Here is a 25698-nt window from a genome sequence, read left to right as displayed (position 1 = left end):
AGATTTACTCGGCGGCGACGGCTTTTGGATCGGCGAGGGTGACCACGTCGCGCATGATGGCGTTCAATTCGAAATCCTTTGGAGTGTACACCTTGGCCACGCCCATCGCCAGCAGCCGTTTCGCGTCTTCGTCGGGAATGATTCCGCCAACCACAACAGGAATGGTCATGCCCGCTTCCCGCAGGCGTTTCATGACGTCCTCTAGGAGCGGTATGTGGCTTCCGGACAGGATCGACAGACCGATCACATGGGCGCCGTCCTTGGCCGCCTCGACGATCTGTTCGGGCGTGAGCCGGATGCCTTCGTAATCAATCTCCATGCCGCAGTCTCGGGCACGGAATGCGATCTGTTCGGCGCCGTTGGAATGCCCGTCGAGGCCCGGCTTGCCCACAAGAAACTTCAGCCGTTTGCCCAGGCGGCTGGACACCGCGTCGACCATTTCGCGAATATCCTCAAGGCCTTCGGTCTTGTTGGACACCGCCTTGCTGACCCCGGTCGGACCCCGGTACTCGCCATGCACGCTGCGCATCTCGCCGGCCCATTCGCCCGTCGTCACACCCGCCTTGGCGCAGGCGATCGACGCGGGCATGACGTTGCGTCCCTCCTGTGCCGCGGCCTTCAGGTCGGACAGCGCCGCGCGCACGGCGCCTTCGTTGCGCTCCGCGCGCCAGGCGTTCAGGCGTGCCACCTGCTCCTGTTCGACCGCCGGGTCGACGACCATGATTCCGCCGTCCTCGCCCACGAGCGGCGAGGCCTCACCCTCGGTCCAGCGGTTCACGCCAACCACCACCGTCTCATTGCGCTCGATCCGGTTCAGGCGGTCGGCATTGGACTCCACCAGGCGACCTTTCATATAGTCGATGCCGCCAATCGCGCCGCCCATGCTCTCGATATTCTTCAGTTCGGCCCGTGCGCCCTCTTTCAGCGCGTTAACCTTTCTTTCCACTGCCGGGTTGTTCTCGAACAGGTCATCGTATTCCAGCAGGTCGGTCTCGTAGGCCAGGATCTGCTGCATCCGCATCGACCATTGCTGGTCCCAGGGTCGCGGCAGGCCAAGCGCCTCGTTCCAGGCCGGCAATTGCACCGCCCGGGCGCGTGCCTTCTTGGACAGCGTGACCGCCAGCATCTCGATCAGGATACGGTAGACGTTGTTCTCCGGCTGCTGCTCGGTCAATCCGAGCGAATTGACCTGCACGCCATACCGGAACCGTCGGAATTTGGCGTCCGCCACGCCATAGCGCTCCGCCAGAATCTCGTCCCAGAGATCGACAAACGCCCGCATCTTGCACATTTCCGTAACAAACCGGATGCCGGCATTCACGAAGAACGAAATGCGGCCGCAAAGCGCCGGGAAATCCTCTTCCGCCACCCGCGGTTTCAATTCGTCGAGCACGGCAATGGCGGTGGCCAGTGCGAAGGAAAGCTCCTGCTCCGGTGTCGCGCCGGCCTCCTGCAGATGATAGGAACACACGTTCATCGGGTTCCATTTCGGCACATTGTGATAGCAATACTCCGCCACATCCCCGATCATCTTCAGGCTCGGTTTCGGCGGACAGATATAGGTGCCGCGCGACAGGTATTCCTTGATCAGATCGTTTTGGACCGTGCCCTGCAACTGCGCCACGTCTGCGCCCTGTTCCTCGGCCACCGCGATATAAAGCGCCAGCAGCCAGGGTGCCGTCGCGTTGATCGTCATCGAGGTGTTCATCTGCTCCAGCGGAATATCCTGGAACAGCGTCCGCATATCACCAAGGTGGCAGACCGGCACGCCGACTTTGCCAACCTCGCCCCGGCTCAGGATATGATCGCTGTCGTATCCGGTCTGGGTCGGCAGATCGAACGCCACGGAAAGGCCGGTCTGCCCTTTGGCCAGGTTCGCGCGATAGAGCGCATTCGATTTTTCGGCGGTCGAATGGCCGGCATAGGTACGAATGAGCCAGGGCTTGTCGCGGGTGGGAGCGGTCGTTTCGGTCATCGGGGCCTCCGTTGGGCGGAAAACGTCACGGCAATCATCTTGCGTTCGGGGATGGGTACACGAAATTTTATGACCCTGTCAATTCGCCGCGATGCAGCGTCCCGCGAAAGATACCGCAGCTGCAGCATCTTGGGGAGTCGCCGCGCTGCGGCACAAGGCGGGGCAGGGGGAATTTGTACGAAACTCGGCGCATTTTGTACCAAACTCCCGGCGTTCGGCGCGTCAACCCGGGCACGACACCTCCGACGCGACGTCATTTACCGCGAGGCGGCCAAAACGGCCCGAGTTCGGTACGATTCGATCCGAGTTTTGTACAGAATGCCCCTCTTGCCCCCCGTTGCCACCCCTGCGACGCTTGTTAACCATGACTCACCCGGTGACGCTCCCGCTCTGGCTCTTCGTGCTCATCCTGCTCTTCGCAGCGGTGACATTTGCCTCGCATTTTCTCTTTCCCTCTGTCCGCTGGTTTTTCCGCCGCCGGATGGAGCGGGCAGTGGCCCGTCTCAACACGCGCCTGCAACGTCCGATCCAGCCCTTCAAACTGCTCCGTCGCTACGATCTGATCCAGAGGTTGTGTTATGATCCGGAGGTGACACAAGCCATTGTGGATTTCGCGCAAGAGCACGGTGTCCGCGAAGACGTCGCCTTCCAGCGCGCCCGGCGCTATGCTCGGGAGATCGTACCGTCGTTTTCTGCGTTCGCCTATTTCGGATGGGGGGTGCGCGGGGCACGTTTCCTGTCCAACGCCCTCTACCGCGTCCGCCTCGGTCACGCGGACGCGGCCAAACTGGCGGGCGTCGATCCCGATGCGACAGTGATTTTCGTTATGAATCATCGCTCCAACATGGACTATGTCCTTGTCACCCATCTCGCCGCCGACCGCACAACCCTGTCCTACGCGGTGGGGGAGTGGGCGCATGTCTGGCCGCTCTCCGTCCTGATCCGCGCGATGGGGGCCTATTTTATCCGCCGCCGGTCCCGCGATGCACTCTACCGCAGGGTCTTGCGGCGCTATGTCCAGATGGCCACAAGCGGTGGTGTGACTCAGGCGATTTTCCCCGAGGGCGGTCTCAGTCTGGACGGTGCCCTGCGCCCGCCGAAACTCGGCCTTCTGAGCTATATCCTCGAAGACCTCGACCTTGACGCCCGCGATGTCGTCTTCGTTCCGGTGGCGCTGAACTACGACCGTGTTCTTGAAGATACGGTGCTGATTGCAAAGGACAAATCCGGGTCCGAGCGTTTCGGGGCGTCGATCAGCCACGTCACGTTTGCGATCCTGAAACAGCTCTGGCTGCGGATCACCGGGCGGTTCCACCGCTTCGGATATGCCGCCGTGAGTTTTGGCGCACCGCTCTCGCTTCGTCGGCATCCGGAAATTTCCGAGAATCCGGAAGCGCTTAGCGCCGCTCTGATGGCGCGTATCGCGGCCATCGTGCCGGTGCTGTCTGTGCCGCTCGTCAGTCATATCCTTCTGAAGGCCCCGATGACCCGCGCCGAGATCGAGGTCTCCTTCTCCAAGTGCCTGAAAGATCTGGAGGAAAGTCACGTTCACCTGCCAAGGGACAACCGCGATTACGCGGTCGAAACCGGCCTGCGTGCGCTGATGGAACGGGGCGTGGTGAGCGAACGCCAAGGCCTTTTCCAGATCGGCCCGGACAAGACCGACATTGCGAAATTTTATGCCAACTCCATCGCACATCTGCTGATAGCCAAGGAAACCTGATGGTTTTCTGCAAACGCACGGAGTTTTCTGCGTTCGCTCGGTTATAAAATTTCAAAAACAAACTCCAAGGTGTTGCAATGTTGCGCGGCCATGCGTATTCAGGGCTTCAAACCTTGATTCTGCGCTGCAGAGGCGAAAGGTTAACAAATTGATAAACAGGAGGCCGCCATGGCACTTGATCTGCAGACGGGCATTGCCCAATACGACGCGCCGGAGAAAGACCTCTACGAGCTCGGAGAGATGCCGCCCCTGGGTTACGTGCCCAAGAAGATGTATTGCTGGAACATCCGTCGCGAGCGCCATGGCGATCCGGACACGTCCTTCCAGCAGGAAGTGGTCGACACCTGGGAGATCGACAGCCACGAGGTGCTGGTTCTCGTCATGGCGGCGGGCGTCAACTACAACGGTGTCTGGGCAGGCAAGGGCGTGCCGATCAGCCCCTTCGATGTGCATGGTCAGGAGTACCACATCGCCGGGTCCGATGCCTCCGGGATCGTTTGGAAAGTCGGCTCTGCGGTGAAGACCTGGAAGGTCGGCGATGAGGTGGTTATCCATTGTAATCAAGACGATGGTGACGACGAGGAGTGCAACGGCGGCGATCCCATGTTCTCGCCCTCGCAGCGGATCTGGGGCTACGAGACCGGTGACGGCTCCTTTGCCCAGTTCACCCGCGTGCAGGCGCAGCAGCTGATGCCGCGGCCCAAGCACCTGACCTGGGAAGAGGCCGCCTGCTACACGCTGACGCTGGCCACCGCCTACCGGATGCTCTTCGGCCACCACCCGCATGAGCTCAAGCCGGGCCAGAACGTGCTGGTCTGGGGTGCCTCGGGCGGTCTTGGCTCTTACGCGATCCAGCTGGCCAACACGGCCGGCGCCAACGCCATCGGCGTGATCTCCGACGAATCGAAGCGCCAGTTCGTCATGGACCAGGGCGCCAAGGGCGTCATCAACCGCAAGGATTTCAACTGCTGGGGTCAGCTGCCCACGGTCAACACGCCCGAATACAACGACTGGCTGAAGGAAGCGCGCAAGTTCGGCAAGGCGATCTGGGACATCACCGGCAAGGGCGTGAACGTCGACATGGTCTTCGAACACCCCGGTGAAGCGACCTTCCCGGTCTCCACGCTGGTGGTGAAAAAGGGTGGAATCGTCGTGATTTGCGCCGGGACCAGCGGGTTCAACTGCACCTTCGACGTGCGTTACATGTGGATGCACCAGAAGCGCCTGCAGGGCTCGCACTTCGCCAACCTCAAGCAGGCCGCAAGCGCCAACCGCCTGATGATCGAGCGGCGTCTTGATCCGTGCATGTCCGAGGTCTTCCCCTGGGCGGAGATTCCGGCGGCGCACATGAAGATGCTCCGCAACGAGCACAAGCCCGGCAACATGGCGGTGCTGGTGCAGGCCCCCCGCACCGGGCTGCGTACCTTCGAGGACGCGCTCGAAGCCGGCAAGTAACCACAGGCCGACTCACGTCCGACGCCCGCGAATCGCCTCCCGGCTTTCGCGGGCGTCTTTCGTTCCAGGCTCGGTCTACGGAAAACAATCACTTGGAAAATCGGACCCTCGCAGTTTTTGGGGAGTGAAAACTCGCGAATATTTACCGAAATGGCCTCATGCTACAGTTGTTTTAACGCTTCATTAACCACCCAGGAGAGAGGTTCACCATGGGACATGATTGGATACTCGACGTACTGACCGACCTCGAAACGTTTGCCCGTTCGAACGGCTTGCCGACGCTCGCGTCGCAGCTGAACGAAGTGCAGCTCGTTGCCGAAGCCGAGTTGGCGTCCCGTGTTGAGGGGACCAAAGGTGGCATTTGCGGAAACCGTACCGCAGCTGGAAGCGCTGATCGAGCGTTTGGAGTGCGCGGATTGTCTTGATGACCTGCAGGGGATCATCGAGACGCTGCGTGATGCCTTCAGCGTCGATCACCTGATCTATCACTGGGTCAACAGCGACGGGGATCAATATGGATGCGGCACCTATGACATGGTCTGGGTCGAGCGCTACATCGCGAAGGGCTATCTGCGCATCGACCCGGTCATCATCGGCTGCTACCAGCATTTCCACCCTGTCGACTGGAAACAACTCGACTGGTCCAGCAAGGCGGCGCGCGCCTTCATGCAAGATGCCATCGCGCATGGTGTTGGAAATCAAGGATATTCCATCCCCATCCGCGGCCCGAACGGGCAGTTTGCCCATTTCACCCTCAACCACTCCTGCAGTGACGAAGACTGGGAGGCCTTTACCCGCAAACACCGCCGAGACCTGATCCTGATCGCGCATTCGTTCAATCAGAAGGCGCTGGAGTTCGAGCCGGGCCGCAAGCCCGAAGCCTCCCAGCCCCTGTCCCCCCGCGAGATCGAGGCCATGACCCTCCTGGCCATCGGATACAACAGGGCGCAAGCGGCGGACTCGCTGTCGATCTCCGAGCACACGCTCCGGGTCTACGTCGAAAGTGCGCGCCATAAACTCGGCGCGATGAACACCACCCACGCGGTCGCCCGGGCGCTGAGCCGGGGATTGATCGTTGTATAATTGTTAAGCTGGATGAATTCCGGCTTAACCATCCGTGCGCCGCAGTGAAGTCTCGTTAATCGGGCCAGCGCAGATTTTCCCCATCGACGATCCAGAGATCAGGGGAAAAACACAATGATCCGTTACGTTTACGGCGAAGACCTCCACAAGTTCCCGCGCCTTGCCCGCACCATGTTCGAAGACCGCGCGGCGCAGTTCAAATCCCGCCACGACTGGGATGTGTCGGTGGATGCCGACGGCCTCGAGCGCGACGAATACGATCACCAAAACCCGCTCTACATCATCTGGCAGAATGCCGATGGCTCGCATGGCGGCTCGCTGCGGCTGATGCCGACCATGGGGCCGACCATGGTGAACGACCATTTCACCCATCTGACCGACGGGGTGACGATCCAGTCGCCGCTGATCTGGGAATGCACCCGTTTCTGTCTCGCCCCGGGCGCCCGCCCCGGTGTCGCCGCAGCGCTGATGCTCGCGGCCGGGCACATCATGGAAGAGTTCGGCGTCGAGCACTTCGTCGGCGTCATCTTCGCCCACATGGTTCGCGTCTTCCGCCGCATCGGCTCCTGCCCGGAAGTGCTCGGCACCATCGGCGAAGGCCGCGAGGCGATTTCCGTCGGTCTGTGGGAATTTACCGAGGACACCCAGCGCGCCGTCGCGAAAAGCGCGGGCCTCTCCATCGACCTCTCCAAGCGCTGGTTCGAGCTGTCCTTCGGCAATGCCATGACCACCCAGGAACTCGCCGCCGCCTGACCTGCGCAAGGCCGGACAGGGCGCTTTCGCTGGCGCCCGTCCGGCGGCCCGGCTAGGGTGCGCGCATGAACGCCCCGGCCCTCATTCTCTCCGACGATCAAGCCCATGCCTACGACCAGGTCACGACGCTGCTGCGCGGCGCAGGTGTCGATCTGGACGAAGGGCTCTGCCTTCCGGCGCAGGAAGGCCGCCAGCGGTTGATGGCCCTGATGGGCAAGGCGGGCAGCGGCAAGACGCTGCTTCTGGCGGAGCTGGTGAAGGCGCTGGAAGCGGTCGGGGTCGAGATCGTCTCGGGCGATTACGAAAGCCGCCGCCGCCGCGAGAAGCGCACCCTCGCCATTCTCGCGCCCACGAACAAGGCCGCCAGCGTGCTGCGCATGCGCGGCGTTCCGGCGACGACGATCCACCGCATCATCTATACCCCGGTCTACGATCCCGAATACGAAAAGCTGGCGGAATGGCTCACCGGCAATGGCGAGAAGCCGGAGCTGGAAGAGCTGTCGGACGAGGCCTACGCGCGGGCCGTGGCCAGCTACGAGGCGCACAAGTCCATTCCGGCGGCCCTCGCGGCGGCCGGCCTCAGAGGCAGCGACTTCATCACCGGATGGAAGCGGCGCGACGAGCCACTCGACATCGGCTTCGTCGACGAGGCTTCGATGCTCGACGACAAGCAGTTCGAGGACCTGCAGGAAATCTTCCCCAACCTCGTCCTCTTCGGCGACCCGGCGCAGCTTGCCCCGGTGAACCAGTCCGGCAAGCTTGTCTTCGATTCCATCGACGACAAGCTGAAGATGGAGCTGCACCGCATCCACCGGCAGGCCGCCGACAACCCGATTCTCGACCTCGCCCATGCGTTGGCGGACCCGGACCTCGGTTTCGAAGATTTCGAGCGGCTGGTCGAAGAGACCGCCCGCAAGGACGACCGCGTCGTCTGGGCGCAGCGCGTCGAGGTCGACCTGATGGCCCGCTCCCCGGTCCTCGTCTGGCGCAACGCCACCCGCATCCGCCTGATCAACGCCTTCCGTGCCGTGCATGGTGCACCGGAAACCGAGCTCCTCCCCGGCGAGCCGCTGATCTGCGACGGCATCGAACTGCCCCTCAAACACCGCAAGAAACGTCTGGATCTGGAGGCCCGGGGTCTGATCAAGGGGGCGCAGGTCATCTACCTCGGACCGGGCCGCAAACCCGGTTTCTCCAAGCTGCACGTCATGGGTGCGCTGGAGCCGCAGGTCTCCGCCGCCTCCATCGTCAAGATCGAGAAACCCGACGAGGAAGAGCCCTTCATCCCCTACGCCGCCCGCATGGGCGCCACCTTCCTGCACGGCGCGGCGGTGACGATCCACAAGGCGCAGGGCTCGCAGTGGGACGACGTGCAGGTCTTCGCCCCCGATCTCTACGCCGCCGCCCGCATGGGCCGCACCGAAGCCGGGCAACCGCTCTGGAAACGCCTGGCCTATGTCGCCATCACCCGCGCCCAGTCGCGCCTGCTCTGGGTCGTGCGCAACCGCCTGTCCCGCCCCACGGACGGTCTCCGGATCGACGACCTCGGCGGCACGCCCGCGCCGCTGGCTCTGGAAATGGAAGAAGACGGCCCACCGCTGCTTTGACCGGCAGAAAAACAGTCCCTCATCCCTTTGGTCCAGAAATACCCTCGGGGGAGCCGCTGAAGGCGGCGTGGGGGCAGAGCCCCCGCATGCGCCGCAGGTGCATTCCGCGCGTCCCACAGGGACGCGCCGGTCGACGCGCGAATCGCGGCGAAACCTTTATCGGTTCAGCTTCTCCAGACGCGCGGTCACGCTCAACCCATGCGCCTCGAGGCTCTCGGACTTCGCCAGCACTTCCGCCGCCGGACCAATCGCCCGCAAGGCCTCCGGCGACATCCGCGCCAGTGTCGTGCGTTTGAGGAAATCCATCACCGACAGGCCGGAACTGAACCGCGCCGAACGCGCCGTGGGCAGCACATGGTTCGGCCCGCCGATGTAGTCGCCAATCGCCTCCGGCGTCCACGGGCCGAGGAAGATCGCCCCGGCGTGCACACATTTCGCCGCCAGCGCCTCCGGGTCCGCCACGCAGAGTTCCAGGTGTTCCGGCGCGATCCGGTTCGACAGCGCCGCCGCCTCATCGAGATCGCGCACCGTGATGACCGCGCCGAAGTCGCGCCAGCTTGCGCCCGCGATGGCCCGCCGCTCCAGCGTCTCCAGCCGCGCCTCGACCGCCGCCACCACGGTCCGGCCAAAGGCCGCATCGGTGCAGATCAGCAACGATTGCGCGCTTTCGTCATGCTCCGCCTGGCTCATCAGGTCGAGCGCCAGCCAGTCCGGATCGTTGTCCGCGTCGGCAATCACCAGAATCTCCGACGGCCCGGCGATCATGTCGATGCCGACCTTGCCGAACACCCGCCGCTTCGCCGCCGCGACAAAGGCGTTGCCTGGCCCGGTGATCTTGTCCACTGGCGCAATCGTTTGCGTGCCATAGGCCAGCGCGGCAATCGCCTGCGCCCCGCCGATGCGGTAGATCTCGTCCACCCCGGCGATTTTCGCGGCCAGCAGCACCGCCGGGTTGGCCACGCCGTCCGGCGTCGGCACGGTGATCGCCAACCGCTGCACCCCGGCCACCTTCGCCGGAATCGCGTTCATCAGAACGGAGGAGGGATAGGAGGCCAGCCCGCCCGGCACATAGAGCCCCGCCGCCGAGACCGCCGTCCAGCGCCAGCCCAGCGTCGCGCCTTCTGGGTCGGTCCAGCTGGCATCCTCCGGCATCTGCCGCACGTGGTAGGCGCGGATGCGCTCGGCGGCCACTTCCAGCGCTCGCCGTTCGTCTTCCGGGACCTGCGCGCAGAGCGCCGCGATCTCCGCCTCGGAGAACCGCATCCCCGCCGCATCGAGCGTCATCCGGTCGAATTTCGCCGTCAGATCCAGCACCGCCGCATCGCCGCGCGCGCGCACATCGGCAATGATCCCGGCGACCGTGTCGTCCACGTCCGGGCTGTCTTCGCGCTTGGCATTGAGCAGCCCGGTGAAGGCGCGCTCGAAATCGTCCTGGGAACTGTCCAGAAAGACCGGCATGGCAGTGTCCTCGATAAGGGAAAGACGGCGCGTCAGCGCCCTTTCTTCGGCGGCTTGATCTTGCGGGCACCCTTCGCGGCGGCAAGGAGTTCCTCGGCGATCTCCTCCGCTTCCTCGGGCTCGAAATCCATCGGGATTTCCAGCCCGTCGCCATAGATGAACAGCCGCACCATGCCCTGATCGGTCGGCCCGATCTGCAGGTTCGCCTCGATGTCGCGTTCGTCGTTGATGCCCATGGGGTGGTCCACCTTGTTTTGACTTGGACAGGTAGCCGGGCGGGGCTTGCTTTGCAAGGCGGGGCAGGGTCATGCTGCGCCATGACCGTCACACTCGACCCCTTCAGCCCGGAGGACATCGGCTGGCTCGTGGAGCAGCACGGCACGCATTACGCACAGGCCGAGGGCTTCGATTCGAGTTTCGGCGCGCTGGTCGCGAGCATCCTGCGGGACTTCGCCGCGGGGCACGATCCGTCGCGGGAGCGCGGGTTCATCGCATGGGAGGACGGTGTGCGGCTCGGCAGTATCTTCTGCGTCAGGCTGGACGAGGAGACGGCCAAGCTGCGCCTGTTTTTCCTCAAGCCGGAGGCGCGGGGCAAGGGGCTGGGCAAGCGGCTGCTGCATGCCAACATGGCCTTCGCGCGCGCCGCCGGGTATCGCAAGATGGTGCTCTGGACCCACGAAAGCCACCGCGCCGCCTGTGCCCTCTATGCCGCGACCGGCTGGACGCTGACCCGCTCCGAGCCGGTGCACAGCTTCGGTGTCGACCTCGTGGAGCAGGCTTGGGAAATCGCGCTCTAGCTGCTAGAATTTTGCCCGGAGACGTCGGGATTCGGTCTTGCATTCGCGATTTGCAGATTGTATCCCGCCGCCAGTGCCGCCTTAGCTCAGTTGGTTAGAGCGCCTGATTGTGGATCAGGAGGTCCCCCGTTCGAGCCGGGGAGGTGGTACCACTCCCCACCCGAGACTGGTGTTTTGCGCTGTAACCCGGCGGGATGCCGTGCTTTTCTGTTTGCGAACAGGGAAGAGAAGGGCACGCCATGTGGCAGCAATCCGAATGTTATCCGGACCCGAGGATCGAGGTGCTGGACGAGCGGTTTCGCCCGCTTCTCGTCACCCATGCCGCCGTCGAGCGCCTGCACACGGGCATGCGCTGGGCCGAGGGGCCGGTCTGGTTCGGCGACCTGCGCTGTCTGCTGGTCAGCGACATTCCGAACAACCAGATCCTGAAGATCGAGGAGGAGACCGGCGCGGTCTCCGTCTTCCGGCGCGGTCCGCACACCAACGGCAATACCCGGGACCGGCAGGGGCGGCTGGTGTCCTGCGAACACGGGCACCGCCGTGTGACGCGAACCGAACTGGACGGCACGGTGACGGTGCTGGCGGACAGCTACCGGGACAAGCGGCTGAACGCGCCGAACGATGTGGTGGTGAAGTCCGACGGCTCCGTCTGGTTCACCGACCCAACCTTCGGCATTCGCGATTATTACGAGGGCTACAAGGCCGCGCCGGAACTGCCGACGAACGTCTACCGCATTGATCCAGAAGGGGAATTGACGGCGGTGATAGAGGATATCGACCACCCGAACGGGCTCGCCTTCTCGCCGGACGAAAGCGTCCTCTACGTGGTGCAATCCGGCGTGCCGCGCTGCATCCATGCCTTTGACGTCTCTGCGGACGGCCGCTCCGTCTCGAACGGCCGCCGCCTGATCGAGGCGGGCGAACAGGGTACGCCGGACGGCTTCCGGCTCGACACGGACGGCAACCTCTGGTGCGGCTGGGGCGTGGGTCCGGGTTTGAACGGCGTGCGGATCTTTGCCCCCGACGCCACGCCGATCGGCATGATCCACCTGCCGGAACGCTGCGCCAACGTCTGTTTCGGCGGGACGTACCGCACGCGCCTCTACATGGCCGCGAGCCAGTCCGTCTATGCCTTGCATGTGCGGGCGCAGGGTGTGCCGTACGTCTGAGGCGGGGGAAAATTTTGCCGGGACAAAATTTTCATTCGGGGGCTTTGCCCCCGGAGCCCCCAGGTATTTGTGGACCAAAGAAGACGGGGCGCCGTGCCCCCCTCAGACCTTGATGATGGTCTTGCCCGTGTTGCCGCCCTTCAGCATGGCGATGAAGGTTTTCGGGGCGTTTTCAAGGCCTTCGGTGATGTCTTCGAGGTAGGCGATCTCGCCGTTTGCGACCTTCGGTGTCATCTCGTCGAGGAAGGCCGGGAAGGCGGACCAGTGGTCGAAGATGATGAAGCCGTTGACGCTGAGGCGTTTGGTCAGGATCGTGCGCCAGATCTGCGGCAGCTTGTCCGAGGCGCCGCCGCCGTACCAGGCAATCGTGCCGCAGACCGGCACGCGGCCGCCGATGGTCATCAGCGGCATGACCGCTTCGAGCACCTTGCCACCGACGTTCTCCCAGTAGATGTCGATGCCGTCCGGGCAGGCGTCGGCCAGCGCCTTGCGCAGGCTGGCGGCGTCGTCGTGCGCCCGGTGGTCGATGGCGGCGTCGAAACCGAATGTGTCCTGTGCCAGCGCACATTTCTCCGCGCCCCCGGCGATGGCGACCGTCCTGAGGCCCTGTGCCTTCGCCAGCTGGCCGACCATGGCGCCGACCGGGCCGGTGGCGGCGGCGATGACCAGCGTCTCGCCTGCCTTCGGCCGTCCGTACTCGCGCAGCGCCTGCCAGGCGGTGAAACCCGGCATGCCGAGCACGCCGAGGGCGGTGGTCGCGGGCACATCGGGTGAGAGTTTGCGCAGGTCCTGCGCCTTCAGCACCGCGTGGGAGGCCCATCCGGTCATGCCGGTGACACTGTCGCCTGCCGCGAAGCCGTCGGCTTTCGAGGCCAGCACGGTGCCGACGCCCTGTGCGATCATCGTCTCGCCCAGGTTCACCGAGGCCGCATAGCTGCCCGCGTCGTCCATGCGCCCGCGCATGTAGGGGTCGAGCGAGTGGTGCGTGACCTGCACCAGGACCTCGCCCGCTGCCGGCTCCGGCACCGGGCCTGTTTCGAGCGCGAAATCCTCCGGCACCGGCGCGCCCTGCGGTCTGCGGGCCAGCGTGATGCGGCGCATCTGGTCGGTCATGATCGTCTCCCCTCGGGTCATGCTTGATTGAGGGCTTGCACCCCCGGTCCACTCTCGCCCACTGTAGGGGACGAACAGCGGACGGCAAGGGAGGGCCCGATGCACGGTATGATGATGAACATGCCACTCTCGATCATCGAGATCCTGCGCTACGGGGCGGACTCGCATCCGGGCGGCGAGATCGTCTCGGTGCGCTGCGAGGGTGACCTGCACCGCGAGACTTATGCCAAGGCGTTCCGGCGCACCGCGCAACTGGCACACGGCTTGGCCGGGCTGGGCGTGAAGCCCGGGGACCGGGTGGCGACGCTGGCCTGGAACGGCTACCGCCATTTCGAACTCTACTACGCGATCAGCGGCATGGGAGCGGTCTGTCACACGATCAACCCCCGGCTGAGCGCGGAGCAGATGCTCTATATCATCGGCCACGCCGAGGATAAGGTCCTCTTCGCCGATCTGACCTTCGTGCCGATCCTGGAGGCGCTGGCGGAGCACCTGCCAAACAGCCTCCGGCTGGTTGTCATGACCGACCGGGCGCATATGCCGGACAGCAAGCTGGACCTCGCCTGTTACGAGGAACTTCTCGACGGCCAACCGCAGAGCTATGACTGGCCGATGCTGCCCGAAGAGACGGCGGCTGGCCTGTGTTATACCTCCGGCACCACCGGGCACCCGAAGGGCGCGCTCTATACCCATCGCTCCACGGTGTTGCACGCGCTGTTCATCACGGTCTCCGTCCCGCGCAGCCTGCATGAGGGATCGCGCATCCTGCCCGTGGTGCCGATGTTCCACGTCAATTCCTGGGGCCTGCCTTATGCTGCGCCGATTGCCGGGGCCTCGCTCATCATGCCGGGGGGCAAACTCGACGGCGCCTCGGTCCATGACCTGATGGAAAGCGAGCAGGTGACCGCCAGCTGGGGCGTGCCGACGGTCTGGCTCGGCCTCCGGGCCGAGATCGAGAAACGCGGCACGATGCCCTCCGCGCTCGACCAGCTGGTGATCGGCGGCAGCGCCGCGCCACGCTCGATGATCGAGTTCTTCGAGACACGCGGCGTCGATGTCTGCCACGCCTGGGGCATGACGGAAATGAGTCCGGTCGGCACCCATGGCCAGCTCTCGAAACCGATGCAGAGCGAGCCCCACGACAGGCAGATGACCCTGAAGGCCAAGCAGGGGCGGCGGGTGTTCGGCGTCGACCTGAAGATCGTCGGAGAGCAGGGCGAGACCCTGCCGAACGATGGCAAGGCCACCGGCGAGCTTTACGTGCGCGGCAACACGATCATTTCCGGCTATTTCAACAACGCGGAGGCCAGCGCGGCGGCCTTCGACAAGGACGGCTGGTTCGGCACCGGCGACGTGGCGAGCATCGACCCGGACGGTTTCCTGACCATTCAGGACCGCGCCAAGGACCTTATCAAGTCCGGCGGCGAGTGGATTTCCTCCATCGACCTCGAAAACATCGCCATGGCGCATCCCAAGGTGGCCTCCTGCGCGGTGATCGCCATTCCGCATCCGAAATGGGACGAGCGGCCCTTGCTGGTGGTGGTGCCGAGGGACGCGGGCGATCCGCCGGAGCTTGGGGAGATCCACGAAATGATGCTGGAACACGTCGCGAAATGGCAATTGCCCGATGCCATGGAATGCGTCGAGGCACTGCCGCTGACGGCGACGGGCAAGGTTTCCAAGCTGACGCTGCGCCAGCAGTTCGACGGATACGTGCTGCCCGATGCTGGCTGACGACCTGCGGGGCAGGGCCCCGGCGACCACCGACTGGTTCACCCTCGACGCGGCGAAGGTGAAGGCCTTTGCGGACGCGACGGAGGACTGGCAGTTCATCCATCTCGACGAAGACCGGGCAGCGGCGGAGACGCCTTTCGGCGGGGCCATCGCGCATGGCTTCCTGACGCTCTCGATGCTCTCGGCCATGTCCTACCAGGTTGTGACGGACCTGCCCGGCGTGACCTCCAGCGTCAACTACGGCTTCGACCGCATCCGCTTCGTCAGCCCGGTGCGCGTCGGCAGCCGGGTGCGCGGGGTGTTCACCGTGGCCTCCGTGGACGAACGCGAGGGCGCGCTCGACGTGCATTGGGACGTCGAGGTGCAGATCGAGGGGCAGGGACGTCCGGCGCTGGCGGCGAACTGGATCACGCGCTTCTTTCTGGCAGAGGATGCTGCGGCGCAGCGGCCTTGACCTCCCGCGACGGGGCCTTAGAACGAGGCCCTGTGCGGCGCTCCGTCGCCGCGCCGCAGCCCCGCAGGAAGGACACAGAGGCCATGGACGATCGGTTTTGCGAGGAGCCCTACGCGTGGCAGGCCCATATCGGCATGGTCATGCGCGACTGGTCAGAGGGGTTTGCCCGGTTCGAATTGCCGCTCGCGCCTTTCATCCTGAACCGTCACGGCAATCCGCACGGCGGGGCACATGCCTCGCTGCTCGATACCGCCATGGGCTATGCCGGGTGCTGGACCGGCGATCCGGAGCGCCGGCAGATGTGCCTGACGCTCAGCCTGAACGTGCAGTACCTGTCGCGGCCCCGAGGGGAGGTCTTCATCGCCACGGGCCGCAGGACCGGCGGCGGCAAGAGCACCTTTTTCGCCGAAGGGGTGGTCGAGGACGAGACCGGCGAGGTGATCGCCAAGGGCACCGGCGTGTTCCGCTATCGCCGCGGGGAATGACGGCGAGAAAAATTTCAGTCTGAAATTTTTCTCAACGACCGTCGCGTCAGGCGGCGGCGATAGCGTCACGGATCGCCTTCATGTTCGCGCCGTAGACCTCCGGCCTGTCCACCGATCCGCCCCGGAACACCGCTGATCCCGCGACCAGCACATCCGCCCCCGCCGCCGCAACCAGCGGCGCGGTGACCGGATCGACGCCGCCGTCGATCTGGATATGGATTTCGCGGTCGCCGATCATCTCGCGCACCGCGCGGACCTTCGCTGTCATGTCGATGAACTTCTGCCCGCCGAACCCGGGGTTCACCGTCATCACCAGTACCATGTCCGCCAGCGGCAGCAGATCGCGCACGGCCTCCGCCGGGGTGCCGGGGTTGAGCGCGACGCCTGCCTTCATGCCTGCTGCGCGGATCGCCTGCAGGGTGCGGTGGATGTGCGGCCCGGCCTCCACATGCGCGGTCAGCATGTCCGCGCCCGCCTCGGCATAAGCCTCGATGTAAGGGTCCACCGGCGCGATCATCAGGTGCACGTCCATGAAGGTCTTCACATGCGGACGGAAGGCCTTCACGGCGGGCGGGCCGAAGGTCAGGTTCGGCACGAAGTGGCCATCCATGACATCGACGTGGACCCAGTCCGCGCCCTGCGCCTCGATGGCGCGGATCTCGGCGCCGAAATTGGCGAAATCGGCGGAGAGGATCGACGGGGCGATCTTGATGGAGCGGTCGAAGGGCATGGCGGGTCTCCTGAAAAGGGCGTTGGCCCCTGCTTAGTACCCCGCCAGCGGGTCAACAAGATGCAGGAGCGGCATGCCGTTCTCGGACCGCCGGATATTCTCCGCAATCACCCGCGAGGCGGAGCCGGGGCGTGTCTCGGAGGCCACATGGGGGGTGACCGTCACCCTCGGATGGGTCCAGTAGGGATCATCGCCCGGCAAGGGCTCCACCCGGAACACATCGAGCGTCGCATGGCTGACCTGCCCGCTGTCCAGCGCCGCCAGCAGGGCCGCGTCGTCGATCAGCGGCCCGCGCCCCGGGTTGATCACCACCGCGCCGCGATGCAGCAGGGCAAGCGACTGCGCGTTCAGGATGTTTTGCGTCCCCGGTGTCTCCGGCAGCAGCAGCACGACGATTTGCGCCCCGCGCAGCGCCTGCGCCAGACCCGCCTCGCCGTGGACGCATTTGACATTGGCGATGCGCTTCTCGCTGCGGCTCCAGCCGGTCACCGGGAAGCCGAGGTGGCGCAGCGTCCGGGCGCAGGCCTTGCCCAGGGCCCCCATGCCGAGGATGGTCACCGGCCGGTCATGCGCCAGCGGCGGCGCTTCGTGCTCCCAGACGCCCTCCGGGTTGACGATGTGCCGGTCCATCCCGAGGTGATGGCGCAGTACGTGCCCCGTCACCCATTCCACCATGCCTTGGGTCAGACCCTCTTCGTCGACCATGCGGGTCAGCGGGACGGTCAGCGTCGGGTTGCCGATCACCTTCTCCACCCCGGCCCAGAGGTTCAGAACCGCCTTCAGCCGGGTGAAGGGCTTGAAATCCTGCACCTTTGAGGACGGCGCGTAGACGATGTAGTCCACCGTCTCCGGCGCGAGGTCCGGTCCGATGCGATAGTCCAGCCCGGTGGCGTCCAGAGCGTCGGTCAAGGGGGCTTCGTACTCCGCCCAATCCTCGGACGGGGCGGCGAAGAGAATGGTAACAGTCATCGAGATGCCTTCTGCCTTATCTCGGCCTGTGGATATGCGCGCTTTGCACGAGGCCGAATGCGATCATCAGCACCAGCATCGCAGAGCCGCCATAACTCACAAGGGGTAAAGGAACCCCTACGACCGGCGCGAGGCCCATGACCATGGACATGTTGACGGCAAAGAACAGGAAGAAGGTCAGCGCGATACCGAGGGTCAGCAGCGAGGAGAAGCGGTCGCGGTTCTGGATCGCGGCGACGATGCAGAACACCAGTACCAGCACGTAGAGCGCCAGCAGGGAGAAGCCGCCGACGAAGCCGAATTCCTCCGCCAGCGTGTTGAAGATGAAGTCCGTGTGCTTTTCCGGCAGGAAGTTCAGCCGCGATTGCGTGCCTTGCATGAAGCCCCGCCCGGTCCAGCCGCCGGAGCCCATGGCGATCTTCGCCTGGGTGATGTGATAGCCCGCGCCGAGCGGATCGGTGGAGGGATCGAGGAAGGTGTCGATGCGCTTGAACTGGTATTCCTTCAGGAGCTGCCAGTCGGTGCCCCGGCTCTCGAACACCGCCCAGATGCCGCCCACCCCCGCCGCGATGACCGTGGCGAAATAGGCCCAGTGCACGCCGGCGAGGAACATCATCAGCCCGCCCCCCACGGTCAGCAGGATGGCGGTGCCGAGGTCCGGCTGCATCAGCGTCAGGAAGGTCGGCACCAGGATGATGATCACCGGCAGCAGCACCCAGAGCGGGCGCGAGGTCTTGTGCAGCGGCAACCAGTCGTAATAGGCGGCGAGGAACATCACCAGGGTGATCTTCATCAGTTCGGAGGGCTGCAGGCGCATGAAGCCGAGGTCGATCCAGCGCTGCGCCCCCATGCCGACGGAGCCGAAGAACTCCACCAGCAGCAGCAGGAACAGCGCCATCAGGTAGGCGAGCAGCGCAAGGTTGCGCCAGAGCCAGATCGGCACCATGGCGACCATGAACATGGCCGCGAGACCGAGCCCATAGCGTTTCATCTGCGGCTCCGCCCAGGGCGAGAAGCTGCCGCCCGCCACGGAATAGAGCATCAGGAAGCCGACCGAGGCCACGGCGGTCAGAAGCACCACCAGTGGCCAGTTCAGGTACAGGATCTTGCGCCAGCCGGTCGGGACGGTTTTGACGGAATACTCGAGATAGGTCATGCGCGGGTGTTCCGCTCCGCCGCCCGTTGTTCCCGCTCGCGGGCCAGCCGCTCCTGCTGCTCCTTGATGGTGCCGCGCAGGTTGGTCGGGTAGGCGTCGAGCGGCGGATCGCCGCCGTAGAGCGCCTGCAGGGTCACGTCCCGCGCGATGGGCGCCGCCGCCGCCGAGCCGCCGCCGCCATGTTCCACCACCACCGAGACCGCGATGCGCGGGGCTTCGGAAGGGGCGAAGTTGACGAAGAGCGCATGGTCCCGCTCCTCCCAGGGGGCGTCGTTCTTGACGATACGGTTCAGGACCTGCGCCGTGCCGGTCTTGCCCGACATGCGGTAGCCCTCGCCGATGATCCGCGAGCGGTACGCGGTGCCGCGCCGGTTGTTGGTCACCGCGTACATGCCGCGCCGGACCATGCGCAGGTGGTTCTCGTTCAAGCCCATCGGGCTGCCGCCGCGCGAGGGTGTCTCGACGCCGTTGATGCTCTTGACAAGACGCGGCGAGATGTCCCGCCCGGTGGCGATGCGCGCGGTCATCACGGCCAGTTGCAGCGGCGAAGTCAGCACGAAGCCCTGGCCGATGGAGGCGTTGACGCTGTCGCCGATCACCCAGGACGCGCCGCGCTCGCGCTGCTTCCAGTCCTTGTCGGGCATCAGCCCTGCGGTGACGGCTGACATTTCCAGATTGTGCGCCTCGCCAAGGCCGAGACGGCGGCCCATGGCGGCGATGTTCTCGATCCCCACTTTCAGGGCGAGATCGTAGAAATACACGTCGCAGCTTTCGCGCAGGGCGGATTCGAGGTTCATGTGACCATGGCCCACACGCTTCCAGCAATGGAACCGGCGGGAGCCGACCTCCATGTGGCCGGGGCACCAGACGGTGTCCTCCGGGCCGACGACGCCCGCTTCCATGGCCGCCAGCGCTGTGACCATCTTGAAGGTGGAGCCGGGCGGGTAGGCGTCCTGCACCGTCTTCGATGCCAGCGGGCGGTGGTCGTTGTCGCGCAGCACGCTGTAATCCGCCACGGAAATGCCACGCACGAAGAGGTTCGGGTCATAGGACGGCGCCGAGGCGATGGCGAGCAGGTCGCCTTTTTCCAGGTCCATCACCACGACGCTGGCGCTTTCCGGCCCCAGACGCGCCTTGACGTACTCCTGCAATTCGCTGTCGACGGTCAGCTGCAGGTCCGCCCCGGCCTCGCCCTCGCGCCGGTCCAGCTCGCGCATGACGCGTCCCACGGCATTGACCTCGACGCGCTTGGCGCCGGCGTTGCCGCGCAGCTCCTCCTCGAACTTCGCCTCCACGCCGACCTTGCCGATCTGGAACCGCGGGATGCGCAGCAGGGGCGGCGGGTCCTCGAAACGGGCCAGATCGCGGTCCGACACCGGCCCGACGTAGCCCACCACATGGGCGAAGGTGTCGTGCTGCGGGTAGACCCGGCTGTAGCCCTCCTCGGTCACGATGCCGGGCAGGGCGGGGGCGTTGACCGCGACGCGGCTGATGTCGGCCCAGCTGACCCGGTCGGCGACGGTGACCGGAAAGAACGGCGGCGTGCGCTTCATTTCCGCCTGTGCGCGGTTCAGATCGTCCTCGTCCAGCTCGACCAGCATCGACAGCCGCTTGATGACTTCCTCGACGTTGCCCGCGTCCTCGCGCACCAGCGTGATGCGATAGGTCGGCTCGTTCTCGGCGATCACCGCGCCGCTCCGGTCGAAGATGCGCCCGCGCGAGGGGGGAATCAGGCGGATGTTGATGCGGTTCTCTTCGGCGAGCAGGCGGAATTCGTCGGCCTGGTCCACCTGCACGTGGCGCATCCGAAGCGCCAGCAGACCGGCGAATGCCAGCTGCCCACCGCCGAGGATCAGGCCCCGGCGGGTGATGCGCACGGCGCTCTCGGCCGTTTCTCGCGGTGTCCGTTTCATAGGCTGCGTCCCATCGGATCAATTTCCCCGGGTGTGGTGCGGCGCACCCGGAACAGCACGTGGCTCAGGCCGACCACCGCCGGGTAGGCCAGAACCGTCATGACGTATTGCATGACATACAGGAAAAGCGCGCCTCCCGGTACAATCAAGATCCCGAGAGCGAGGCGGTAGCCGATCGTGAGCATGGCCAGCAGGGTCGCGACGGTCAGCCATTCCGCCACGAAGGTGGTGTCGCGCATCCGCCGGTCGCGCCGCTTGAGCCACTCCGAGCCCATCAGAACCAGCAGCGCCCAGAGCCCGGGCGGACGGCCGAACAGCAAGTCGGCCAGCAGCATGACGCCCGCGATCAGCAGCGCCGGGACATAGTCGGGCCGCCTGAGCGCCCAGGCGAAGGTCAGGGCGACGAGCAGGTCCGGACCGGCGAACTGGCGCGGGGTGGTCTGGAGCGGCAGCAGGTGGACGAAGATCACGACGAAGGCAAAGGCGAGGTAGATCCCGCGCATCGCCCAGATGTGGCCGGGTCCGCGCTCAACCATCGCCCTGGCCCTCCGGAGCGGGCGCGGCCTCGGCCTCCGGATCGCCCGCATCAGGAAGCTCGCGCGGCAGGATCAGGGCGGAGGGATTGGAAACCCGCCGGGCGCCGTGGTCGCGCAGCACGCGCAGGAATTCGAGCCGTTCGTAATCCGCCGCAAGACGCGCGCGCAGACGCCCGCCCGGGTCCTTGGCGATCTGCCCGACGAGCAGGCCCGGCGGGAAGACCTCGCCATCGCCGGAGGTCACGATGCGGTCGCCGGCGCGGACCTGATCGGCGTCTTCGAGGAAGTCGATGGGCGGCGCGGCGGTGTTGTCGCCCGCCACCATGGCGCGCTGGCCGGAGGGTTGGATCTCCACCGGGATGCGGCTGGTGGTGTCGGTGAGCAGGATCACGCGGCTGGTCTGCTTGCCGACGCCGCTGATCCGCCCGACGAGGCCGATGCCGTCCATCGTCGCCCACCCGTCGACGATGCCGTCGCGGGAGCCGACGTTGATCAGCACGGACTGCCGGAAGGGCGAGCCTGAATCGGCGAGGACGACGCCGGTGATATAGGTCAGGCGCGGGTCGAGCTGGACATTGTTCAGGTCGCGCAGGCGGGCGTTCTCCTGCTCCAGCTGCAACGCCGCTTCTTTCCACGCCGTCATCTGGCGCAGCTCGCGGCGCAGCTCCTGGTTCTGCTCGTGGATGCGCTGGTAGCTCTGGAAGTCGCGGAAGATGTTGATCGTGCCGGTGACCGGCGCCATGGCCCAGTCCATGTTGGGCACCACCGCGTCCACCACCCGGGCGCGGAAGCGTTCGACGCGCGGGCTGTCGATGCGCCAGACGAGGAAGATGCCGAGCAGGCACAGCACCAGGATCGCCAGAAGCAGACGCTTCAGCGGTGTGGTGAAATCATCGCTGTTTCGGTCATAGGCCATGGGCTCTCAACCAAGGATCGGTCCCGGGCGCGCCGCGGGTGCCGGGTGAGCAAATTTTTAATCTAAAAATTTCCTCACCCCAAGGCCGCGTCAGCTGTCGTAGTCGATGGCGTGGCGCAGTTGCTTTTCGTATTCCAGCGCCTTGCCGGTGCCGAGCGCCACGCAGTTCAGGCTCTCGTCGGCAATCGACACCGCAAGGCCGGTCTGCTCGCGCAGCGCAAGGTCAAGATCGCCCAGCAGCGCCCCGCCGCCGGTGAGCATCACGCCCCGGTCGACGATATCCGCCGCCAGATCCGGCGGGGTCGATTCCAGCGCCGTCATCACCGCCTCGCAGATCGCCTGCACCGGCTCGGAGAGCGCCTCGGCCACCTGCGCCTGGCTGATCTCGGTTTCCTTCGGCACGCCGTTCAGCAGGTCGCGCCCGCGGATCTGCATCGACGAGCCGCGCCCGTCGTCGGGCATCCGCGCCGTGCCGATGGAGGTCTTGATCCGCTCCGCCGTCGACTCGCCCACCAGAAGGTTCTGCTGACGGCGCAGGTAGTTGATGATCGCCTCGTCCATGCGGTCGCCGCCGACGCGCACGGAGCGGGCGTAGACGATGTCACCGAGCGAGAGCACCGCCACCTCGGTGGTGCCGCCGCCGATGTCCACGACCATGTTGCCGGTCGGGTCGGTGATGGGCATGCCCGCGCCGATGGCCGCCGCGATGGGCTCGGAGATCAGCCCCGCCTTGCGTGCGCCCGCCGACAGCACCGACTGACGGATCGCGCGTTTCTCCACCGGGGTTGCGCCGTGCGGGACGCAGACGATGATCTTGGGCTTGGAGAAGGTCGAGCGTTTGTGCACCTTGCGGATGAACGCCTTGATCATCGCCTCGGCGGTGTCGAAATCGGCAATCACCCCCTCGCGCATCGGGCGGATGGCCTCGATGCTGCCGGGCGTTCGACCGAGCATGAGCTTGGCGTCCTCGCCCACGGCCAGCACCTTCTTGACGCCGTCCTTGACGTGGTATGCCACCACGGAAGGCTCCGACAGGATCACGCCGCGGCCTTTCACGTAGACAAGCGTGTTCGCCGTCCCGAGATCGATCGCCATATCCGACGAAAACGCGCCTAGGAGTCTGTCCAGTCCAAACATTCGAGCTCTGCCCCATAATCTGATTGGCCCGCGACTCCCCGAAGTCCGGACCAGATGCCCTTATAGGCCCGCGCCCTCTGGGGGAAAAGGCCCGGTTTTGTCCGAATCAGCGTGAAACCGCCGCATCTCCGGCCCGCGCGCGCCCGTCATCACAAATCGCTGAGATCTTGCGAAAACTTTGCCTGAAATCGCCGGATCGCTGCCCCGGTGTCGCCCTTTTTCACCGTTTCTCTAGTGGAAACAGAGGATGGATTCGGAAAGGAGCGGGCCGGTGTTTCGTGCAGGGTACGGTATGCTCGTCAACTACATCGTCGGCTCGATCGGGGCCATCATCCTTGGCCTGATGTCGCTCGGTGTCATGGATTACTTCCAGCAGGCCATGATCGCCGGGGTCGACCCGTCGCGGTTCGGCCTCTCCGGCTGGACGCAGAGTTTCGTGGACCGGGGCAAGGCCGCCGCCCGGCGGGCACAGCTGGAGGCGCGGCGCGACGGGCCGCTGAACACCTACTTTCCGGAAGCGCCCGCGGGCTGGACCCGGGTCGGCTGGGACCGGGCCCTTGAGCAGGCGATGTTTGACCGGCCCTCCGCTTCGACGCGCGAGTCGGACGACTTCGCCGACATCGAGCGCAAGGTGCGCGAGGCGCCGGGGATGACGGCGCTCATGGCGGCGGGCGAGGTGGTCACGGCCGGGACGGACATGGCCACCGCACGCCGCGCCGCCGTCTATGTGAAGGGCGACAGCACCATCGTGGTGAAGGCGAAATTCATTGACCCGTCGGGCAAGTCCGGCGGCTTCTCCGCCATGATCGCCGCGCAGGTCGCCCCCCAGTTCAACCGAAGTGAGCTGGCGCTGGCCTATGGCGGTGTCGCCTTCGAAGAGATCAGCCGCCTTGACTCGTCGTGGCAGGAACAACCGGAGGGGCGGCCGCGCCGGTTCAAGGGCATGATCGGCAGCGAGCTGGAGATTTCCGTGCTGGCCGATGCGCCTCTGAGCGATGTGCGCAGGCTGCTAAAAGGCATCGACTATGCCGCGCTGCGCAGCCTCGTCGACGTGCCGGAGAACGAGGCGGTCTCCCGCCAGCGGGATCTGAGCGCCGAACTGCGGCGCAAGCAGCGCGAGGACAAGCTGCGGGAGGCGGAGGAGCGCCAGCGGATCGACCACGAGCTTCAGGCCATGGCGCGGCGGGCGCAAGGCTCGGGCCAGTCGGAAGTCTGCCTGGAGCGCAAGGGCAAGCGCTACTGCGCCTGGGTCGACAACTGAGGCGGCAGACCTCGGGTTTCGCAAGACAGATTGATGGTTGAGGCAGGTTCATGAGCAGTTATCCCGATCCGGACACACCGCATCGCAGCGGGCCACCCGCCTTCGTCTGGGCGATTCTCGTGCTGTTGCTCTTCGTCATGGCGCTGCCGGTGGTGGATTTCCTGATGTTCTCCGTCGCGGGCCGGAAGTTCGGCAAGCCGACCTCGGCGCTCGCCTATGTCGAGTACCGACTGGGCATCGACATTCCCGGCGCCGGGACCGAACCGGAGCCGGAGGCCGAACAGGTGGCCTTTTCCGACGCGCCGCTCGGCGCGATGACGATCGAGGAAAAGCGGGCCTTCGCCAAGCGCCTCGACGACGTGCTGCCGCCTTCGCACGACGGCTGGGTGCGGCGGGCCTACGTCAAGGAGGACTACTACCGCCTGAACCCGGATCTCGCCCGCTGCAAGCAGCATGCGATTCCCTCCTGCCCGCGCGGCACCGGTTCCAAGCACACCGTGGTCTACGAGAAAGGCAAGAAGCTCATCGCGGTGCGCCTGCGCTTCCAGCGCGACCGCGATTTCAGCAAACCCGGCGTCTACATCCCCCCGGGCAAGATCAGCCCGCGCTCCGGGCAGGGGGACTTCATCCTCCACATGTTCAGCGGCGCGGGCAACGGCTCCTACTGGGATTACAAATATTACGATCCCTTCATGCGGCGCGGGCAGTTCAACTTCGTCCAGAAGGAGCGCCAGAAGGCGGATACAACGGGCATCCTGATCAACTACCCCTACCGGCTGTTCATGCGGCAGCGGCATGACGGCGTGTTCGACGCCTTCGTCGTGTCCAATGCCGAAGCCTACGAGATCAAGCGGTTCCTGCAGAACTGGGATTACCAGACCATCGCGGCGCTGATCGCCCCGGTGGCCAGCGGTTTCCGCTCCGGCTCGGAGATCGAGGCGGAGAAGGCCGGGCGGGCCTATGAGAGCACCTGGACGCGGCCGATGGAGGCGTCGGACCGGTCCGGCGGCGAGCATTGCAACTGGTACAGCCGCGAGAAGGAGCAGGAGCTGCAACGCCTGCTGTCGGATCAGCGCAAGGTCGGCGATGCCGGGGGCAAGCCGGGACGCGTCGTGCAGCGCAACTGCAAATATGTGGTCGTGCGCGACTGACACCCTGCGCCGCAATTCGGCGTGCAAGTCGGTTTTGAACCGGCAAATGTCGGCTGAGCCGTGCGGAATCCTGCCAGTCCTGTAAACGTCGCTGCAAACCTGCGTTTACGGAGCACTCGCCCA

At 65.3% G+C, this 25698-nt stretch carries 23 protein-coding genes and 1 tRNA gene; 13 read left to right on the top strand and 11 right to left on the bottom strand.

The features are described 5' to 3' along the window. Positions 1 to 4: 4 nt before the first annotated feature. Positions 5 to 2041, bottom strand: a complete 2037-nt coding sequence (locus ACP159_RS11250; protein ID WP_425100017.1) for a protein meaA — start codon at positions 2039 to 2041, stop codon at positions 5 to 7. A gap of 298 nt (positions 2042 to 2339) precedes the next feature. Here ACP159_RS11250 and ACP159_RS11245 point away from each other — a divergent pair, with 298 nt between their 5' ends. From ACP159_RS11245 to ACP159_RS11225, 5 genes are all read left to right on the top strand, one after another. After that, the gene (locus tag ACP159_RS11245) at positions 2340 to 3698 is read left to right on the top strand and encodes a 1-acyl-sn-glycerol-3-phosphate acyltransferase (protein ID WP_425099807.1); all 1359 of its coding nucleotides are present in this window, start codon (positions 2340 to 2342) and stop codon (positions 3696 to 3698) included. A 168-nt stretch (positions 3699 to 3866) separates the two neighbouring features. Continuing rightward, positions 3867 to 5153 (top strand): crotonyl-CoA carboxylase/reductase, encoded by a 1287-nt coding sequence (gene ccrA, locus ACP159_RS11240; protein WP_425099806.1) that lies wholly within the window; start codon positions 3867 to 3869, stop codon positions 5151 to 5153. A 354-nt stretch (positions 5154 to 5507) separates the two neighbouring features. Next, a complete protein-coding gene (locus ACP159_RS11235) occupies positions 5508 to 6236 on the top strand; it encodes a helix-turn-helix transcriptional regulator (RefSeq protein ID WP_425099805.1) in 729 nt (242 codons plus the stop codon). A gap of 114 nt (positions 6237 to 6350) precedes the next feature. Next, the gene (locus ACP159_RS11230) at positions 6351 to 6989 is read left to right on the top strand and encodes an acyl-homoserine-lactone synthase (protein WP_425099804.1); all 639 of its coding nucleotides are present in this window, start codon (positions 6351 to 6353) and stop codon (positions 6987 to 6989) included. Between the two features lie 65 nt (positions 6990 to 7054). Beyond that, the gene (locus ACP159_RS11225) at positions 7055 to 8596 is read left to right on the top strand and encodes an ATP-dependent DNA helicase (RefSeq protein ID WP_425099803.1); all 1542 of its coding nucleotides are present in this window, start codon (positions 7055 to 7057) and stop codon (positions 8594 to 8596) included. A 156-nt stretch (positions 8597 to 8752) separates the two neighbouring features. Here ACP159_RS11225 and hisD read toward each other — a convergent pair whose 3' ends face one another. Next, positions 8753 to 10054 carry a histidinol dehydrogenase gene (gene hisD / locus ACP159_RS11220; RefSeq protein ID WP_425099802.1) on the bottom strand — a complete coding sequence of 434 codons (1302 nt, stop codon included), beginning with the start codon at positions 10052 to 10054 and terminating at the stop codon, positions 8753 to 8755. Positions 10055 to 10086: 32 nt separating this feature from the next. Further along, entirely contained in the window at positions 10087 to 10290 is a 204-nt protein-coding gene (locus ACP159_RS11215) for a DUF6324 family protein (RefSeq protein WP_425099801.1), read from the bottom strand. Positions 10291 to 10371: 81 nt separating this feature from the next. Between ACP159_RS11215 and ACP159_RS11210 the strand changes: the two genes are divergently transcribed. From ACP159_RS11210 to ACP159_RS11200, 3 genes are all read left to right on the top strand, one after another. Continuing rightward, on the top strand, positions 10372 to 10851 hold the full coding sequence (locus ACP159_RS11210; RefSeq protein WP_425099800.1) for a GNAT family N-acetyltransferase: 480 nt from the start codon (positions 10372 to 10374) through the stop codon (positions 10849 to 10851). Positions 10852 to 10926: 75 nt separating this feature from the next. Next, positions 10927 to 11003, top strand: a tRNA-His gene (locus ACP159_RS11205). Positions 11004 to 11090: 87 nt separating this feature from the next. Next, positions 11091 to 12020 (top strand): SMP-30/gluconolactonase/LRE family protein, encoded by a 930-nt coding sequence (locus ACP159_RS11200; RefSeq protein WP_425099799.1) that lies wholly within the window; start codon positions 11091 to 11093, stop codon positions 12018 to 12020. 102 nt (positions 12021 to 12122) lie between these two features. Here the strand turns inward: ACP159_RS11200 and ACP159_RS11195 are convergent, their stop codons facing one another. Beyond that, positions 12123 to 13133, bottom strand: a complete 1011-nt coding sequence (locus ACP159_RS11195) for an NADP-dependent oxidoreductase (RefSeq protein WP_425099798.1) — start codon at positions 13131 to 13133, stop codon at positions 12123 to 12125. A gap of 99 nt (positions 13134 to 13232) precedes the next feature. Between ACP159_RS11195 and ACP159_RS11190 the strand changes: the two genes are divergently transcribed. From ACP159_RS11190 to ACP159_RS11180, 3 genes are all read left to right on the top strand, one after another. Next, the gene (locus tag ACP159_RS11190; protein ID WP_425099797.1) at positions 13233 to 14867 is read left to right on the top strand and encodes a long-chain-fatty-acid--CoA ligase; all 1635 of its coding nucleotides are present in this window, start codon (positions 13233 to 13235) and stop codon (positions 14865 to 14867) included. Further along, positions 14857 to 15321 (top strand): MaoC family dehydratase, encoded by a 465-nt coding sequence (locus tag ACP159_RS11185; protein ID WP_425099796.1) that lies wholly within the window; start codon positions 14857 to 14859, stop codon positions 15319 to 15321. The genes ACP159_RS11190 and ACP159_RS11185 overlap by 11 nt, the downstream gene beginning before the upstream one ends. A gap of 83 nt (positions 15322 to 15404) precedes the next feature. After that, a complete protein-coding gene (locus ACP159_RS11180) occupies positions 15405 to 15806 on the top strand; it encodes a PaaI family thioesterase (RefSeq protein ID WP_425099795.1) in 402 nt (133 codons plus the stop codon). A gap of 46 nt (positions 15807 to 15852) precedes the next feature. Here the strand turns inward: ACP159_RS11180 and rpe are convergent, their stop codons facing one another. From rpe to ACP159_RS11145, 7 genes are all read right to left on the bottom strand, one after another. After that, a complete protein-coding gene (rpe, locus tag ACP159_RS11175) occupies positions 15853 to 16536 on the bottom strand; it encodes a ribulose-phosphate 3-epimerase (protein ID WP_425099794.1) in 684 nt (227 codons plus the stop codon). Between the two features lie 33 nt (positions 16537 to 16569). After that, positions 16570 to 17505 (bottom strand): 2-hydroxyacid dehydrogenase, encoded by a 936-nt coding sequence (locus ACP159_RS11170; RefSeq protein WP_425099793.1) that lies wholly within the window; start codon positions 17503 to 17505, stop codon positions 16570 to 16572. Positions 17506 to 17521: 16 nt separating this feature from the next. Further along, positions 17522 to 18661: a rod shape-determining protein RodA gene (rodA, locus tag ACP159_RS11165; RefSeq protein WP_425099792.1), complete on the bottom strand. Its 1140-nt coding sequence runs from the start codon at positions 18659 to 18661 to the stop codon at positions 17522 to 17524. Beyond that, positions 18658 to 20574 carry a penicillin-binding protein 2 gene (gene mrdA / locus ACP159_RS11160; protein WP_425099791.1) on the bottom strand — a complete coding sequence of 639 codons (1917 nt, stop codon included), beginning with the start codon at positions 20572 to 20574 and terminating at the stop codon, positions 18658 to 18660. Before mrdA ends, rodA begins: the two co-directional genes overlap by 4 nt. Next, positions 20571 to 21110 carry a rod shape-determining protein MreD gene (locus tag ACP159_RS11155; protein ID WP_425099790.1) on the bottom strand — a complete coding sequence of 180 codons (540 nt, stop codon included), beginning with the start codon at positions 21108 to 21110 and terminating at the stop codon, positions 20571 to 20573. Before ACP159_RS11155 ends, mrdA begins: the two co-directional genes overlap by 4 nt. Next, a complete protein-coding gene (gene mreC / locus ACP159_RS11150; protein ID WP_425099789.1) occupies positions 21103 to 22026 on the bottom strand; it encodes a rod shape-determining protein MreC in 924 nt (307 codons plus the stop codon). The genes ACP159_RS11155 and mreC overlap by 8 nt, the downstream gene beginning before the upstream one ends. Positions 22027 to 22116: 90 nt before the next feature. Next, on the bottom strand, positions 22117 to 23163 hold the full coding sequence (locus ACP159_RS11145) for a rod shape-determining protein (protein WP_425099788.1): 1047 nt from the start codon (positions 23161 to 23163) through the stop codon (positions 22117 to 22119). 271 nt (positions 23164 to 23434) lie between these two features. Here ACP159_RS11145 and ACP159_RS11140 point away from each other — a divergent pair, with 271 nt between their 5' ends. Continuing rightward, positions 23435 to 24424, top strand: coding sequence for a hypothetical protein (locus ACP159_RS11140; protein WP_425099787.1), 990 nt, complete (start codon positions 23435 to 23437; stop codon positions 24422 to 24424). A 50-nt stretch (positions 24425 to 24474) separates the two neighbouring features. Next, positions 24475 to 25575 (top strand): hypothetical protein, encoded by a 1101-nt coding sequence (locus ACP159_RS11135; RefSeq protein ID WP_425099786.1) that lies wholly within the window; start codon positions 24475 to 24477, stop codon positions 25573 to 25575. Positions 25576 to 25698 lie beyond the last annotated feature (123 nt).

It is taken from the genome of Tropicibacter sp. S64 (assembly GCF_049803835.1).
Taxonomy (GTDB): domain Bacteria; phylum Pseudomonadota; class Alphaproteobacteria; order Rhodobacterales; family Rhodobacteraceae; genus Pacificoceanicola.
Note: the sequence above shows the minus strand (reverse complement) of the source record. Positions and strands in the feature narration are given on the sequence as shown.